This window comes from Cytobacillus sp. BC1816 (assembly GCF_051353635.1).
GTDB classification, from domain to species: domain Bacteria; phylum Bacillota; class Bacilli; order Bacillales; family Cytobacillaceae; genus Cytobacillus; species Cytobacillus oceanisediminis_C.
Genome location: NZ_CP195611.1, coordinates 5,104,031 through 5,118,908, shown reverse-complemented (window position 1 = coordinate 5,118,908; position 14,878 = coordinate 5,104,031). Strand labels below are relative to the sequence as shown.

Sequence of the window (14,878 nt, the reverse complement as noted above, 5' to 3'; positions counted from 1 at the left end):
AAAGATGAACAAAGGACGCGTTCTTCAAGTTATGGGTCCGGTTGTTGACGTAAAGTTCGAAAGCGGCCAGCTACCTGAGATCTATAATGCATTGACTGTTACAAATCCAGCGCGTAACGAATCTGAAGTTGACATCAACTTAACCCTTGAAGTTGCCCTTCATTTAGGTGATGATACAGTCCGTACCATTGCAATGTCTTCTACTGACGGCTTACAGCGCGGAAGTGAAGTTGTTGACACGGGTGCTTCAATCTCTGTACCAGTAGGTGATATAACACTTGGACGTGTATTCAACGTACTTGGTGAATCAATCGACTTAGATCCTGCAATCCCTGCAGATGCCCGTCGTGATTCTATCCACAGAGAGGCTCCTAAGTTTGAGCAGCTTTCTACTGAAGTAGAAATTCTTGAAACTGGAATTAAGGTAGTAGACCTTCTTGCTCCATACATTAAAGGTGGTAAGATCGGTCTATTCGGTGGTGCCGGTGTAGGTAAAACCGTATTAATCCAGGAATTGATCAATAACATCGCTCAGGAGCACGGCGGTATTTCCGTATTTGCCGGTGTAGGTGAGCGTACTCGTGAAGGTAATGACCTTTATCATGAAATGACAGATTCAGGCGTTATCAAGAAAACAGCGATGGTATTCGGTCAGATGAACGAGCCGCCAGGAGCGCGTATGCGTGTTGCCCTGACTGGTTTGACAATGGCAGAATTCTTCCGTGATGACCAGGGACAGGACGTTCTTTTCTTCATGGATAACATCTTCCGTTTCACACAGGCAGGTTCAGAGGTATCAGCCCTATTAGGCCGTATGCCATCTGCCGTTGGTTACCAGCCGACACTAGCTACTGAAATGGGTAAATTACAGGAACGTATCACATCTACTAACGTAGGTTCTGTTACCTCCATCCAGGCGATTTACGTACCGGCCGATGACTATACGGATCCGGCTCCGGCTACAACTTTCGCCCACTTAGATGCAACAACTAACCTTGAGCGTAAGCTTTCTGAGATGGGTATCTACCCAGCGGTGGATCCGCTCGCTTCCACTTCCCGTGCATTGTCACCGGAAATCGTTGGCGAAGAGCACTACTCAGTTGCACGCCAGGTGCAGCAGACATTACAGCGTTACAGAGAACTTCAGGATATCATCGCGATTCTTGGTATGGACGAGCTTTCTGATGAAGATAAGCTAATCGTAGCACGTGCACGCCGTATCCAGTTCTTCTTGTCACAAAACTTCCACGTTGCTGAGCAGTTTACTGGCCAGCCAGGATCATACGTACCGGTTAAAGAAACAGTTAAAGGCTTCAAAGATATTCTTGAAGGAAAGTATGACCACCTGCCAGAAGATGCATTCCGACTTGTCGGCCGAATCGAAGAAGTTATCGAGAGTGCTAAGAAAATGGGCGTAGAGGTCTAATTCTGGACCAGGAGGGTAAAAAATGAAGACGATTAAAGTCAGTGTTGTTACTCCCGATGGCCCGGTGTATGAATCAGATGTGGAAATGGTAAGCACAAAAGCTCAAAGCGGTGAGCTTGGAATTTTACCTGGACACATTCCAATGGTTGCACCGTTACAAATTGGAGCCGTTCGTTTAAAAAACGGCGGAAAAACTGATTTCGTCGCAGTAAGCGGCGGATTCCTGGAAGTTCGTCCGGAGCAGGTAACGATTTTAGCGCAATCTGCTGAGCAGGCAGATGAGATTGATGTAGAGCGTGCCGTTCGTGCGAAACAGCGTGCTGAACAGCGCTTGAATGAGCAGAAGCGTGAAAACATTGATTTTCGCCGTGCAGAGCTTGCACTTCAGCGTGCAATCAATCGGATCGAAGTTTCGGAAAGAAAGTTCTAATAAAAACATCAGCACCCCTGGCTAAGCTGGGGGTGTTTTTTATAGTAATATTTACCACAGGAATTTTAAGAAAATTGCCCCAAAAAATAGATATATCACTCGAATTCTTTCATATAGGCCTTTACAATAGAAGAGAGTAAACCTTTAAAGGGTTACTCTCTTTTTTAAAGCAATCATGCAATTCTATTTGAACTAAAGGAGGAGCCGCAATGCTGGAGTTTGATACAAATATAGACCAATATGCTACGATCAAAGTCATCGGAGTCGGAGGCGGGGGAAACAACGCTGTAAACAGGATGATTGAACATGGAGTTGAGGGAGTAGAGTTTATTGCTGTTAATACAGATGGACAAGCTCTAAATCAATCAAAGGCAGAAGTAACCATGCAAATCGGTGCTACCTTAACGAGGGGCCTGGGAGCAGGGGCAAATCCTGATGTAGGCAGGAAGGCGGCTGAAGAAAGTGAAAGTCAGCTTCGTGAAGTATTGAAGGGTGCTGACATGGTATTCGTTACTGCCGGAATGGGCGGCGGAACTGGAACTGGTGCTGCTCCTGCCATTGCACGTATTGCCCGTGAAGTAGGCGCTCTGACAATTGGTGTGGTAACCCGCCCCTTCAAGTTCGAAGGCCGCAAGCGTGCAGCCAATGCAGATGCAGGCATTGAGGCAATGAAAAAAGCAGTCGATACGCTAATTATTATTCCAAATGATCGCTTATTAGAGATTATTGATAAGAAAACACCTATGCTTGAAGCGTTTATGGAAGCAGACAATGTCCTCCGCCAGGGTGTTCAGGGCATTTCTGACTTGATTGCCGTTCCTGGTTTAATCAATCTCGATTTTGCCGATGTTAAAACAGTTATGTCCCATAAAGGAACAGCATTGATGGGGATTGGAATTGCCACTGGGGAAGACCGCGCGGCTGAAGCAGCCCGTAAAGCAATATCAAGTCCTTTATTAGAAACGTCCATTAATGGAGCCCGCGGCGTCATCATGAATATTACAGGCGGTGCTAATATCAGCTTATATGAAGTGCAAGAGGCTGCAGACATCGTCGCCTCCGCTTCTGATGAGGAAGTGAATATGATTTTTGGCTCGGTCATTAATGATTCCCTAAAGGAAGAAATACTTGTTACGGTTATTGCGACCGGCTTTAATGAGCAAGAGGAATTACGTGCCAAACCTAGTTCAAGACCAACAGCAGAAAGAGAATATGTTCATACATATCAGTATGCAGAAGAACCAAGCAATCGCCGTCCGGCTAGAGAACATCGGGAACCGGTTCAGGAAGATTACCGGGTGCATGCTGACCCGCAAGAAGAGTCACTTGATACCCCGGCGTTCCTTAGAAACCGAAGAAGACGCTAATACTAAAAACAGGCTGCCTTTTGATGGCAGCCTGTTTTTAGGTGAACTTAATCGAATAGAATTAATGGTTGATATGTTGGTGGGTGAGTGGCTGATAGCCGCAATCCAGATTTTATACATGAAGAAAGGACAGGCATAGCCTGTCCTTGTATTATTTCAATACTTTGTCTGGTCATATAGGGTTAACTGATCCAAATTCTTATGCACGGTCATAAGCTTTTTGAGAAGGCTCATGAACTTTTGTTTATCTTCAAAAGGAGTGATGTCTAGTTCTTTTTTTAGCTCATTGCTTTTTTTAACGAGCTCATCGAATTTTTGAATAACTGGGCAGTTGTTTTTAGTCATATGTATTTCTCCTAATTTAGCTCTTAAGATAACTTTATCACAAAATATAATTTCATAGGAAACAGCCATGTTTCATTTATATTAAAAACAAATGGCCTTTTTAACTAATTTAACTATTTTGTTAAATGTGTCAGATTTTGTTGAAACCCGTAGAATAGAATCATATATTATCAACATGTGCTAAGAAAAGCATAAGCGCCTTGCCCACGATGGAACGCAGACTGGGAACGGCCACGTCCTGTGGCAACTTCTGCATGACCCCTAGCCCCTAGGAGCCGCAGCTAGACAAGCTTTGACTTCGAGGGGGCAGGCGCTCCTCCTAATTTTAGTTCTGCGATGATGATGCTGTCGAAGCGTTCCTTTTGGAGCTAGACAGGTAGCGACATTGAAAATTATATATTTTGTTTTTTATAAAAGACAAGGTTTAAGAAAACCAGGGGGTGATATCCTTGTCGACTGTATTATTTGGAACGATAGAATATTATGAAAGAGAGTTAATCAGCTATTTTACAAATATTCATATAAGCAATAAGGATGATGCAACCATGAAAATATTCATCATGCTTGAAGCGGAGATTTTTAATGTATTTTTATTTGACGAAGCGATTCGGATAAAATGTATGCAAAATCTATTAAAAGCATTTTGCGGGGTGTCTGAAACATACTTGGTTAAAAAGCTGCCATATAATGAATAACATATTTAAGAGGTCCCTGTGTGAGAGACCTCTTCGTTAATAGCATTTAATTCAGAATCGTAACTTTTACCTCTTTTCTTCCCCATTGCATGGCATCTGGTGTGGCAGGAATAAACACATCAATTTCATTTCCTTTAATTCCCCCGCCAATATCCTCGGCAGTAGCATAGCCATATCCATCTACAAATACTTTAGAACCCAAAGGAATTACGTCCGGATCCACCGCAATAACTTTTGCATCAGGGTTATCAATAAGATTTACTCCTGTTTTAGTAATGCCGATGCATCCTTCACAGCTGGCTGTATAGGCAGTTGCAGTGACAGTCAGACTTTTGCCTGCTTCAGCTGCAGGCTGTTCTGTGTTAGCGGCTTTTACAACTGTTTTAGATTTTGTTTCCTTCACAGAGCCATTTTTATAGATGATAAGCTCTAAACCAGGATTAATAACGTCTGAGTTCAGCTGATTCCATTTTTTGAGATTATGTACATTTATACCGTATGTTTTGGCAATATTCCATAGAGTATCTCCGGATTTTACTATGTATATTTCTTCAGGTGAAACATCGAGTTTATCATTTGGATGAATCAAATCCCCGGTTAGACCATTCCAATTTTTAATATCCTGAACGGATACTTCATGTTTTTGTGCTATGGACCACAGGGTATCCCCTTTGTTTACAGTTACTTCTTCTGCATATGCGCTCGCACCTGCTGTACTCCAGATGGTTATAGCTGCGAGCAGATAATAAAAATACTTTTTCATATTAAGCCTCCTAATAGCTTGGTTGACAATTTCTATGCTAGCACAGAAAATTCTGAGAAAAAGAACAGGGGAGTTATAGTTTAATTACGCACATTTCAGGAAATTAACGAAGAATTGGCAAACTATAATAATGTTCATAATAGATGAATAAAAAGCATCAGAAATAGTCATATTTGATACATTTAATCCTTAAGATGGTTTAAATAGAAACTTTTGTAAGTAGTTTATATTCCAATATGTCAGTGCTGTATTCTGGTAGAACGGGAAATGACCGAATAACTCAAGGAACCATGAATACAAAAAACTTAGGCTTAAAATGAAAAACCCTTTTAAGGTGTTAGATATCTCACTGACAAAGCAGGAAGTTTAACTTTTAATGGTAGAAGAATATAAAAGAAGAATTAATGGATATTGACTGGGGGCAAGCTCATATAATCTGGAGAAGGTGTTAAACCAGCTGGGAACTGCGTATGGAAATTCTATTTCTGGTATCCGATTTTGGGCATAGATAGAATTTCCAATAATAGTCTGAGGTTGTGTCGACACATGGGGGAGTAGGGTGTATAATGGTTACGGTTACATGTTTAAATGTTGTGAAAATTTTCAGCATTGGAGGGGATGGGCATGGAGCTTTGGAATTTATATCAGAATAACTATTTGATAGTTTTTGTGTTTTTGTGCCTGGGAGTTATACTGCCTGTGGTGGCTTTGTTTTTGGGAAAGCTTTTGCGGCCCTATAAGCCATATGATACGAAGTATACCACATATGAGAGCGGGATTGAGCCATTCCATGATTCGAGGGTGCAGTTCAATGTCCGCTATTATATTTTTGCCCTGATGTTTGTCATTTTTGATGTAGAGACGGTATTTTTGTATCCATGGGCTGTGGCCTATGAGAAACTTGGTATTTTTGCATTGATTGAGATGCTGATTTTTGTATTTATGCTAGTAATTGGTCTTGTTTATGCATGGAAAAAGAAGGTGCTGAAATGGATTTAAAGCTGGATAATATTACACCAGAAGAAATGGAAGAACTGCAGCGTAATGTGTTTATGGCAACTTTGGAACAGATTAAAGCGTGGGCGCGGAGTAATTCATTGTGGCCAATGACCTTCGGGCTTGCTTGTTGTGCCATTGAAATGATGGGTGTTGGTTCATCGCATTACGATTTGGACCGTTTCGGATCTTTTTTCCGTACATCTCCCCGTCAGTCTGATGTCATGATTGTTTCAGGTACAGTAACAAAGAAAATGGCGCCAATTGTCCGCCGTCTTTACGATCAGATGCCTGAACCAAAATGGGTAATTGCAATGGGTTCCTGTGCAACAGCGGGAGGGCCATATGTTAAATCTTATTCAGTTGTAAAAGGGGTCGACCAGATTGTCCCTGTTGATGTATACATACCAGGATGCCCGCCGAACCCGGCAGCATTGATTTATGGAATTAATAAGCTAAAAGAAAAAATCCGTTATGAGGCTAAGACTGGAAAGAAGGTGATCTAACCTATGAGCGGAGAAAAAGATCTTGAACAGCTGAAAAAAGAAGCGGCAGCTAAAGCGAAGGCTGCAGCACTGGCTAAAATGAAGGCGAAAGAGCAGGGCGAAGCGAAGGAAGAATCACCTGCAGAAGATATGGACATTGCCAAGCAAAAAGCTGCCGCAGCCGCGAAGGCAAAGGCTGCAGCACTAGCAAAGATGAAAGCGAAAGAGCAGAGCGAAGCGAAGGAAGAATCACCTGCAGAAGATATGGACATTGCCAAGCAAAAAGCCGCCGCAGCCGCGAAGGCAAAGGCTGCAGCACTGGCTAAAATGAAGGCGAAAGAGCAGGGCGAAGCGAAGGAAGAATCACCTGCAGAAGATATGGACATTGCCAAGCAAAAAGCCGCCGCAGCCGCGAAGGCAAAGGCCGCCGCAGCAGCTAAGGCGAAAGCCGCTGCTCAAGCAAAACAAGCTGGCGGGGATGACGAAAAAGCAAAAGCCATTGCAGCCGCAAAGGCGAAAGCCGCCGCAGCCGCAAAAGCAAAATTAGCTGCTTCAGGTAAAGCTGGCGGGTCTGGAGATGATGAAAAGGCCAAGGCAATCGCAGCCGCAAAAGCAAAGGCCGCCGCAGCTGCAGCCGCAAAGGCAAAAGCTGCCGGAAGCAAGGCAGACACCGAACCAGCTGCAGAAAAAGCGCCATCCGTTAATCAGCCTTATCTTGATAAATATGTGAAGGTAATTGAAGAGAATCTTGGTGCTGACGTTCTTGAAGAGAACTATATTAATGACCTTTCCAAGGATGTGCCGACTTTGGTTGCCAAGGCTGAATCATATTTTAAATTAGCAGAATTTCTGAAATATAATGAACAGCTTGGTTTTGATTATCTATCAGAACTTCATGGCACTGATTTTGAGACGCATATGGAAGTGTATGCACACTTATACTCATACAAAAAGCGCCAATCTGTTGCGCTTAAGGTTAAAATTGACCGTGATAAGCCGGAAATCGATTCTCTGCAGCCGTTATGGGCGGGAGCGGATTGGCCGGAATGTGAAACATATGATTTGCTGGGCATTCAGTTTAAGGGCCACCCTAATTTATATCGGATTATGCTTGGGGAAGACTGGATCGGGCATCCGCTGCGCAAAGACTATGAACCGTACGATGTGGAGGTGTAACCAGTGCTGCGAACCGAAGAAATGCTTTTGAATGTTGGACCTCAGCATCCAAGTACGCACGGTGTTTTCCGCCTTGTTCTGAAAATTGATGGTGAGATCATCAAAGAGGCGAAACCGGTCATCGGCTATCTGCACCGTGGAACGGAGAAATTGGCTGAAGACCTGCAGTATACGCAAATTATTCCTTATACAGACAGAATGGATTATCTTGCCGCCATGACGAATAACTATATCCTTGTCCATGCCGTTGAAACGATGATGGATCTTAAAATTCCGGATCGGGCCGAATATCTGCGGGTAATTACCATGGAACTTGGCCGGATTGCCAGTCATCTCGTATGGTGGGGTACCTATTTGCTGGATATTGGAGCGACAAGCCCATTCCTGTATGCTTTCAGAGAACGTGAAATGATTATCAATATGCTGAATGAGATATCCGGGGGCCGCTTAACGTTTAACTATATGCGTGTCGGCGGTGTAAAATGGGATGCTCCTGAAGGCTGGATTGATAAAGTAAGAGAGTTTGTTCCCTATATGCGTGAACAGCTGAAAGGCTATCATCAGCTTGTAACAGGAAATGAAATTTTCATGAACCGTGTCAAAGGGGTAGGAAAGTATACGAAAGAGGAAGCTTTAAACTACTCGCTCAGCGGTGCAAATCTTCGCTGCACAGGCGTGAAATGGGACCTCCGGAAAGATGAGCCATATTCCATCTATGACCGCTTCGATTTCGATGTTGCCGTGCAGGACGGAGGGGACGCATGGGCCCGCTATCATGTGCGCATGAAGGAAATTGAAGAATCATTAAAGATCCTTGAACAGGCTGTTGAACAATTCCCTTCAGAAGGCGATATTCTGGCAAAAGTGCCAAAAATCATTAAAGCGCCGAAAGGGGAAGCGTTTGTAAGAATCGAGTCTCCGCGGGGAGAGATCGGCTGCTATATTGCGAGTGATGGAAAGAAAGAGCCATACCGGTTAAAATTCCGGAGGCCATCATTCTATAATCTTCAAATTCTCCCAAAATTGCTTGAAGGCGAAAACATTGCGAACTTGATTGCTATTTTAGGGGCAATTGATATTGTCCTTGGGGAGGTGGACGGATAATGGTAGAAGAACTTCTTTATTCCGAAGCAGGTCTGCTTAATTTCGGTATTTTCTTCTTGCTTGCCACCGTTTTGCTTTTAGTCGTTTTGGGATTTGTTACTTACGCCATCCTGGCAGAACGTAAAGTCATGGGGTTTATGCAGCTGCGCCATGGCCCGAATCAGGTCGGCGGACGCTGGGGGCTGCTTCAGACCGTTGCTGATGTATTGAAGCTTTTATTAAAAGAAGACACCATTCCTAAACTTGCAGACAGGCCGCTGTTCATTCTTGCACCGGTCATTGCGTTTGCACCGGCATTCATGGTGCTGGCAACGATTCCTTTTACAGATAAACTTCAGTTTGCTGATATTGGAGTTGGATTGCTGTATTACATTGCCATTTCCGGGCTGACAACAGTCGGTATTGTCACCGGAGCATGGGCTTCCAATAATAAATATGCCCTGCTTGGAGGGATGCGTGCTGCGGCCCAGATGATTTCTTATGAGATTCCGCTCGTTATGTCTGTATTAGGCATTATCCTTTTAACAGGCAGCTTAAACCTCAATGAGATCGTGGAAGCGCAAAAAAATGGCTGGTTCATCATTTGGCAGCCAATTGCTTTCATCGTATTCCTGATTGCTTCGACAGCAGAGCTGAACCGTGTTCCGTTTGACTTGCCTGAAGCGGAATCAGAGCTGGTCGCAGGTTTCCATGTTGAATATTCCGGCTTCCGCTGGGCATTCTTCATGCTTGCGGAATATGTATATTTCTTTGCAATGGCTTCGTTGACAACCGTATTATTCCTTGGCGGGTGGCTGCCGCTTCCATTCCTGGATTTCATTCCAGGTGCCGTTTGGTTTGCGCTTAAGTTCACGGCTGTAATCTTTATCCTGGTTTGGTTTCGTGTCACATTCCCGCGCCTTCGTGCAGACCAGCTCATGGAATTTGGCTGGAAGGTTCTGCTGCCGGTAGCGCTTGCGAATATCTTCTTAACAGCTTTGCTGAAAGAATGGCTGAATATTTTTTAATTGAGAACCGGCATCATAAACCTTCGGGAACTGTCCAGCTCCACTAGGAACGGTTCGAGAGCATCCTCATCGCAGGACTAAAAGCGTTAGCTTTTAGGAGGAGCGCCTGCCCCCTCGAGGTGTCGGGGGTGGGCAAGACTTTTCCGCATATCTTAAATTGTCCAGCTCCAGGCGCCATCGGCTCGAGGTCATAAGCCAATCCGTCCAAAAGGTTAAAAAACAACCTTTTAGCCGGCTCGTCTTATGCTTGTCGCCGATAAGCGGGCGCCTTACGCATTTCTTAACAAGGGGTGAAAAAACATGCTTGGTTTAGCGAAAGGATTATCGTATACCCTAAAAAACCTGACACGCAAAAAGGTAACCTATGACTATCCGAATGAACCGCTTCCGCTTCCGGACCGGTTCAGGGGAATTCAAAAGTTTTATCCTGAAAAATGCATCGTGTGCAATCAGTGTGCAAATATTTGTCCTACCGATTGTATCCAGCTGACAGGCAAAAAGCATCCGGACCCGGCCAAAAAGGGAAAAATCATTGATACCTATGATATCAATTTCGAAATTTGCATCCTTTGCGACTTGTGTACAGAGGTCTGCCCAACCGAAGCGATTATCATGACCAATAATTTTGAACTGGCGGAATATAGCCGGGATGAGCTGTTTAAAAATCTTGAATGGCTTGATGAAAATGATGAAAATATACGGAAGGTGAATAAAGCATGACGTTTTCAGGTGAGTTTTTAGCGTTTATGTCACTAGCTTTAGTTGCGGTCATCGGCGGCGTGCTTTTATTAAACTTAACCAAAGTCGTGCATATGGTTGTCGCCCTGGTATTTACATTTGTAAGCATTGCCGGTATTTACGTGCTGCTTTCAGCTGAATTCCTGGCTGCAGTTCAGATCTTAATTTACTCCGGTGCCATCACCATCATCATGCTGTTCGGAATCATGCTGACCCGCCATAATGATACAAGCGAGCCGAAAACAGGCCGCTGGCGAAAGCTGTTATTATTCCTGGGTGTGCTTGGCTTTGCTTTCGCAGTGTACATCGGGATATACAACCTCGATTTGCCGGCAGCGCCGAATGACCTTCATGTCAATAATACAGAGCAAATCGGAATTGAGCTTTACTCAAAATTCATCATTCCATTTGAAGTAACATCTGTTCTATTATTGGTCGCTTTAATTGGTTCTATTGTTTTGGCCAAAAAGGATGATGAGAAGGAGGCGGAAAAGGAATGAGTACAGTTCCCGTTCAAGCCTACCTGGCATTGGCTTTAATTCTCTTCTGCATCGGGCTGTATGGTGCCTTGACAAAGCGCAATACCGTAATTGTCCTGATCTCGATCGAACTGATGCTGAATGCGGTCAATATTAATCTGGTGGCATTCAGCAAATACGGCATTATGCCATCCATAACAGGTCAGATATTTGCTTTGTTTACAATCACTGTTGCAGCAGCAGAAGCAGCAGTTGGCCTGGCGATATTAATTGCCCTGTACCGTAATAAAAAGAGCGTTAACATTGATGAAATGGATGCAATGAAACACTAAAGAGACCTTGAAAAATGCAGCCGGACTGGCTGAGAATAGAGAGTAGTGAAGGCTGCCATAAATGGCGCCGCCTTTATGGACCTGAAAAAAAGGTCCCAATCTGACACGCCAAGCATTATGGCGTGTTCAAAAAAGGGGATTGTGATAATGATGGAGAATGCATGGATCATACCGCTTTTCCCGCTTTTATCGTTTTTGTTCCTTATTTTATTCGGCAAACGGCTAAAAGAAGCGAGTGCTTATATAGGAATTCTGTTTACCCTGGCATCGCTTGTCTATTCAATATTGGTGCTATTTGACCGGTTTTCGGCACCAACTTTTAAAGCAGAAGGCGTTTGGCTGACTATAGGGGATGTTCAGTTAACAGCGGGTTTTGAAGTTAATCAGTTAAATGCACTGATGCTGGTGATTGTATCACTTGTCAGTTTCCTGGTACATACGTATTCGAAAGGCTATATGCAGGGTGATGACCGCTTCCCTGTTTTCTATGCATATTTAGGGTTATTTACATTTGCCATGCTGGGCCTTGTCATCTCGCCTAATCTGCTTCAGACGTACTTCTTCTGGGAGCTTGTCGGACTTGGTTCCTTCCTGCTGATCGGTTTCTATTTTTACAAAGAGGAAGCAAAGGCTGCTGCTAAAAAAGCATTTATCATGACCCGTATTGGAGACGTCGGCCTTTTGATCGGAATGATTCTATTATTCTGGCAGGCTGGCAGCTTCGAGTATGATGAAATTTTTGCAGCTGTTGAAGCTGGTGCTATTTCGAGCACAATGATTACGTTAACAGCCATTCTTATTTTTGTAGGGGCTGTTGGTAAATCGGGCCAGTTCCCGCTGCATACCTGGCTTCCGGACGCAATGGAAGGACCGACGCCGGTATCCGCATTAATCCATGCTGCGACAATGGTAGCGGCAGGTGTGTATTTAGTGGCAGCTCTGTTCCCGCTGTTTACAGCAAGTGAAACAGCATTGATGACAGTTGCTGTAATTGGGGCGTTCACAGCCATTTTTGCGGCAAGCATCGGCCTGGTCCAAAAGGATATTAAGCGGGTGCTCGCTTATTCAACCGTCAGCCAGCTTGGCTATATGATGCTGGCACTGGGTTCTGCCGGATATGTAGCCGGTGTATTCCATTTAATGACACATGCCTTTTTCAAGGCCTTGCTGTTTCTTGCAGCCGGAAGTGTCATCCACGCGGTTCATACACAGAATATTGAACATATGGGCGGATTATGGAAAAAGCTGCGCGTAACTGGCCCTCTATTCCTGATTGGGACACTGGCAATCAGCGGGGTTCCATTATTTTCAGGATTCTTCAGTAAAGATGAAATTTTAATTGCTGCCTGGGCGCATGGGAATACAGTGCTGTTCTGGCTGGCGGTGATTGCTGCATTCTTTACGGCATTTTATATGTTCCGTCTGTTTTTTATGGTTTTCGCTGGTGAAGCAAGAACCGATATGAAAAATGTTCACGAGTCGCCTAGTGTGATGACGCTGCCAATGGTGGTCCTAGGGGTGCTGGCTGTAGTGGCTGGATATGTGAATACGCCATGGTTTGGTACGTTTCTTGGTGATTGGCTCGTGGAAGATAACCATGCATTGGGCCATGGCCATATTGAGGGACCTGCATGGATAATGATTGTCGCCACTGCTGTATCCCTGCTTGGAATTTTCCTTGCATGGCTAATGTACGGCAAACGTTCGCTTGCCCGCGACTGGCTTACAAGCAGAATGCCGCTTTCATACAACGTTCTGTACAATAAATATTATATTGATGAATTCTATTCGCTGACAGTGGTGAATGGTGCGAAATTCATTAGCTCATTCCTGCGCTTCCTGGAAGTGTTCCTGGTTGAAGGGCTTGTGAAGAGCGTGACTGGAATCACGTCTTCGCTCGGAAGACTGGGTTCTAAATTTCAAAATGGCCAGATTCAGACATACGGAACAGTGGCTTTCGTCGGGCTTGCTATTTTAGTTGTCATCTATGCGTTTACAGGGGGGTACTTAAAATGAACTTAACTTATTTTCTATCCATTTTAGTTTTCTCCCCGCTCCTTGGTATTTTAGTATTATCATTCCTGCCAAAAACACAGGAATCATTGATCAAGACCGTTGGATTTTTGGCTACCATTCCGGCACTGGTATTGGCACTGATAGCCTATTTTCAATACCGGGCAGGTGCAGGCCTGGAACAGCTTAATGAAAAAGTCAGCTGGATTCAGTTTGGAGATTCCGGCCAGATGGGCAACCTTTTTTCCATTGATTATGAACTGGGCCTGGATGGATTTTCATTAATCATGGTTGTGCTCACAGCCGTGCTTTCTACACTGGCGGCTATTGCCTCTATTCATATTAAAAAAGAATGGAAGGGCTACTTCATGCTGTTCCTGCTGCTTGAAGTCGGCATGCTTGGTGTATTTGCGGCTGAAAACCTGATTCTCTTCTTTATTTTCTTTGAAATCACCTTGATTCCGACCTTCTTCCTGATCGGGAAATGGGGTTACTTTGAAAAGGAAAATGCAGCATACAGCTTCCTGATCTATAACGGACTTGGATCTGCTGTTCTGCTGATTGTCATTATGGTGCTGTTTGCCCGAACTGGCACAGCTAATATTGATGCTTTGATGGCTGCAATGAACGCGGATAATCCGCAGCTGGTTGCGCCAATCTCTGAAAATATGAAAATGGGCCTGCTGATTGCGCTTTTAATTGCATTTGGTGTGAAGCTTCCTATATTCCCGCTGCATAGCTGGATGGTAAGGGTTCACGTACAAGCTCCGCCATCAATCGTCATGCTGCACGCAGGAGTGCTTTTGAAAATAGGGGCATTCGGTTTAATCCGCTTCGGCATGGGAATATTTCCTGAGCAATTCCAAAGCCTTGCTGTATGGCTGGCTGTGCTCGGAGTCGTGAATTTACTGTACGGAGCATTTCTGGCGTTTGTTCAGACCGATTTTAAAATGGTGCTGGCCTACTCCTCTATTTCCCACATGGGAATCGTTTTAATCGGGTTAGGCGCATTAAATGAGGCAGGAATCCAGGGGGCGATTTTCCAGGTTGTTTCTCACGGCTTAATCGCAGCACTTTTATTCTTCCTTGTTAGTGTTTTTTATGAACGCGTTCAAACATCCAATATTCAAAATCTCGGCGGTTTGGCAAAAGGGATGCCGATTACAGCAGGCTTCCTGCTTGCAGGGGCTATGGCCTCACTTGGCCTGCCTGGCATGTCAGGGTTTGTAAGTGAATTTATGGCCTTCCTTGGCCTTTTTAAAGAACTGCCGATTCTTGCTGCAGTCGGTGCGATCGGAATTATTATGACAGCTGTTTACCTGCTTCGCGCGGTACTGGGCATCACATACGGCAAAGCGCTTAGAGACTTTGCCGGCGTAACGGATATGAGGAAGTTTGAGTTTGTGCCTGTCCTGGTCTTAGTCGGCTTAATTGTCCTGATTGGTGTTTATCCAAGTGTACTGAGCGAACCGCTGACATCAACACTTGAAACGATCATGCTGGGGATAGGAGGGTGATGAAG

16 protein-coding genes are annotated in these 14,878 nt (G+C 44.4%); 14 read left to right on the top strand and 2 right to left on the bottom strand.

The annotated features are described in order from the left end of the window. Nucleotides 1-4 precede the first annotated feature (4 nt). From atpD to ftsZ, 3 genes are all read left to right on the top strand, one after another. On the top strand, nucleotides 5-1,426 hold the full coding sequence (gene atpD, locus ACR42H_RS25700) for a F0F1 ATP synthase subunit beta (protein WP_436374133.1): 1,422 nt from the start codon (nucleotides 5-7) through the stop codon (nucleotides 1,424-1,426). Nucleotides 1,427-1,448: 22 nt separating this feature from the next. Next, nucleotides 1,449-1,856, top strand: coding sequence for a F0F1 ATP synthase subunit epsilon (locus tag ACR42H_RS25695; protein ID WP_035327916.1), 408 nt, complete (start codon nucleotides 1,449-1,451; stop codon nucleotides 1,854-1,856). A gap of 209 nt (nucleotides 1,857-2,065) precedes the next feature. Next, a complete protein-coding gene (ftsZ, locus tag ACR42H_RS25690; protein WP_113882333.1) occupies nucleotides 2,066-3,223 on the top strand; it encodes a cell division protein FtsZ in 1,158 nt (385 codons plus the stop codon). 156 nt (nucleotides 3,224-3,379) lie between these two features. Here ftsZ and ACR42H_RS25685 read toward each other — a convergent pair whose 3' ends face one another. Further along, nucleotides 3,380-3,568, bottom strand: coding sequence for a hypothetical protein (locus ACR42H_RS25685; RefSeq protein ID WP_436374130.1), 189 nt, complete (start codon nucleotides 3,566-3,568; stop codon nucleotides 3,380-3,382). A gap of 449 nt (nucleotides 3,569-4,017) precedes the next feature. Between ACR42H_RS25685 and ACR42H_RS25680 the strand changes: the two genes are divergently transcribed. Continuing rightward, entirely contained in the window at nucleotides 4,018-4,263 is a 246-nt protein-coding gene (locus ACR42H_RS25680; protein WP_436374128.1) for a hypothetical protein, read from the top strand. 46 nt (nucleotides 4,264-4,309) lie between these two features. Here ACR42H_RS25680 and ACR42H_RS25675 read toward each other — a convergent pair whose 3' ends face one another. Beyond that, nucleotides 4,310-5,026: a LysM peptidoglycan-binding and 3D domain-containing protein gene (locus tag ACR42H_RS25675; RefSeq protein ID WP_113882331.1), complete on the bottom strand. Its 717-nt coding sequence runs from the start codon at nucleotides 5,024-5,026 to the stop codon at nucleotides 4,310-4,312. A 624-nt stretch (nucleotides 5,027-5,650) separates the two neighbouring features. Here ACR42H_RS25675 and ACR42H_RS25670 point away from each other — a divergent pair. The 10 genes from ACR42H_RS25670 (at nucleotide 5,651) to ACR42H_RS25625 (ending at nucleotide 14,873) form a co-directional block, all read left to right on the top strand. Beyond that, a complete protein-coding gene (locus ACR42H_RS25670) occupies nucleotides 5,651-6,025 on the top strand; it encodes an NADH-quinone oxidoreductase subunit A (protein ID WP_113882330.1) in 375 nt (124 codons plus the stop codon). Further along, a complete protein-coding gene (locus ACR42H_RS25665; RefSeq protein ID WP_035327895.1) occupies nucleotides 6,016-6,528 on the top strand; it encodes a NuoB/complex I 20 kDa subunit family protein in 513 nt (170 codons plus the stop codon). Before ACR42H_RS25670 ends, ACR42H_RS25665 begins: the two co-directional genes overlap by 10 nt. Nucleotides 6,529-6,531: 3 nt before the next feature. Beyond that, on the top strand, nucleotides 6,532-7,683 hold the full coding sequence (locus tag ACR42H_RS25660) for an NADH-quinone oxidoreductase subunit C (RefSeq protein WP_436374125.1): 1,152 nt from the start codon (nucleotides 6,532-6,534) through the stop codon (nucleotides 7,681-7,683). A gap of 3 nt (nucleotides 7,684-7,686) precedes the next feature. Next, a complete protein-coding gene (locus tag ACR42H_RS25655; RefSeq protein WP_113882329.1) occupies nucleotides 7,687-8,787 on the top strand; it encodes an NADH-quinone oxidoreductase subunit D in 1,101 nt (366 codons plus the stop codon). Further along, nucleotides 8,787-9,794, top strand: coding sequence for an NADH-quinone oxidoreductase subunit NuoH (gene nuoH, locus ACR42H_RS25650; protein WP_243506180.1), 1,008 nt, complete (start codon nucleotides 8,787-8,789; stop codon nucleotides 9,792-9,794). Before ACR42H_RS25655 ends, nuoH begins: the two co-directional genes overlap by 1 nt. A 300-nt stretch (nucleotides 9,795-10,094) precedes the next feature. Next, nucleotides 10,095-10,514, top strand: a complete 420-nt coding sequence (nuoI, locus tag ACR42H_RS25645; RefSeq protein ID WP_009332200.1) for an NADH-quinone oxidoreductase subunit NuoI — start codon at nucleotides 10,095-10,097, stop codon at nucleotides 10,512-10,514. Beyond that, entirely contained in the window at nucleotides 10,511-11,032 is a 522-nt protein-coding gene (locus ACR42H_RS25640; protein WP_436374122.1) for an NADH-quinone oxidoreductase subunit J, read from the top strand. The genes nuoI and ACR42H_RS25640 overlap by 4 nt, the downstream gene beginning before the upstream one ends. Further along, nucleotides 11,029-11,343, top strand: a complete 315-nt coding sequence (gene nuoK, locus ACR42H_RS25635; RefSeq protein ID WP_009332198.1) for an NADH-quinone oxidoreductase subunit NuoK — start codon at nucleotides 11,029-11,031, stop codon at nucleotides 11,341-11,343. Before ACR42H_RS25640 ends, nuoK begins: the two co-directional genes overlap by 4 nt. A gap of 147 nt (nucleotides 11,344-11,490) precedes the next feature. Further along, nucleotides 11,491-13,359: an NADH-quinone oxidoreductase subunit L gene (nuoL, locus tag ACR42H_RS25630; protein ID WP_113882326.1), complete on the top strand. Its 1,869-nt coding sequence runs from the start codon at nucleotides 11,491-11,493 to the stop codon at nucleotides 13,357-13,359. After that, complete coding sequence (locus ACR42H_RS25625; RefSeq protein ID WP_436374120.1) at nucleotides 13,356-14,873, top strand: NADH-quinone oxidoreductase subunit M; 1,518 nt, start codon at nucleotides 13,356-13,358, stop codon at nucleotides 14,871-14,873. Before nuoL ends, ACR42H_RS25625 begins: the two co-directional genes overlap by 4 nt. The last annotated feature ends 5 nt before the right edge of the window (nucleotides 14,874-14,878 follow it).

Coding starts and splice junctions, on each gene's coding strand:
- atpD (WP_436374133.1), top strand. CDS start 5: ATGAACAAAGGACGCGTTCTTCAAGTTATGGGTCCGGTTGTTGACGTA.
- ACR42H_RS25695 (WP_035327916.1), top strand. CDS start 1,449: ATGAAGACGATTAAAGTCAGTGTTGTTACTCCCGATGGCCCGGTGTAT.
- ftsZ (WP_113882333.1), top strand. CDS start 2,066: ATGCTGGAGTTTGATACAAATATAGACCAATATGCTACGATCAAAGTC.
- ACR42H_RS25685 (WP_436374130.1), bottom strand. CDS start 3,568: ATGACTAAAAACAACTGCCCAGTTATTCAAAAATTCGATGAGCTCGTT.
- ACR42H_RS25675 (WP_113882331.1), bottom strand. CDS start 5,026: ATGAAAAAGTATTTTTATTATCTGCTCGCAGCTATAACCATCTGGAGT.
- ACR42H_RS25670 (WP_113882330.1), top strand. CDS start 5,651: ATGGAGCTTTGGAATTTATATCAGAATAACTATTTGATAGTTTTTGTG.
- ACR42H_RS25665 (WP_035327895.1), top strand. CDS start 6,016: ATGGATTTAAAGCTGGATAATATTACACCAGAAGAAATGGAAGAACTG.
- ACR42H_RS25660 (WP_436374125.1), top strand. CDS start 6,532: ATGAGCGGAGAAAAAGATCTTGAACAGCTGAAAAAAGAAGCGGCAGCT.
- nuoH (WP_243506180.1), top strand. CDS start 8,787: ATGGTAGAAGAACTTCTTTATTCCGAAGCAGGTCTGCTTAATTTCGGT.
- nuoI (WP_009332200.1), top strand. CDS start 10,095: ATGCTTGGTTTAGCGAAAGGATTATCGTATACCCTAAAAAACCTGACA.
- ACR42H_RS25640 (WP_436374122.1), top strand. CDS start 10,511: ATGACGTTTTCAGGTGAGTTTTTAGCGTTTATGTCACTAGCTTTAGTT.
- nuoK (WP_009332198.1), top strand. CDS start 11,029: ATGAGTACAGTTCCCGTTCAAGCCTACCTGGCATTGGCTTTAATTCTC.
- nuoL (WP_113882326.1), top strand. CDS start 11,491: ATGATGGAGAATGCATGGATCATACCGCTTTTCCCGCTTTTATCGTTT.
- ACR42H_RS25625 (WP_436374120.1), top strand. CDS start 13,356: ATGAACTTAACTTATTTTCTATCCATTTTAGTTTTCTCCCCGCTCCTT.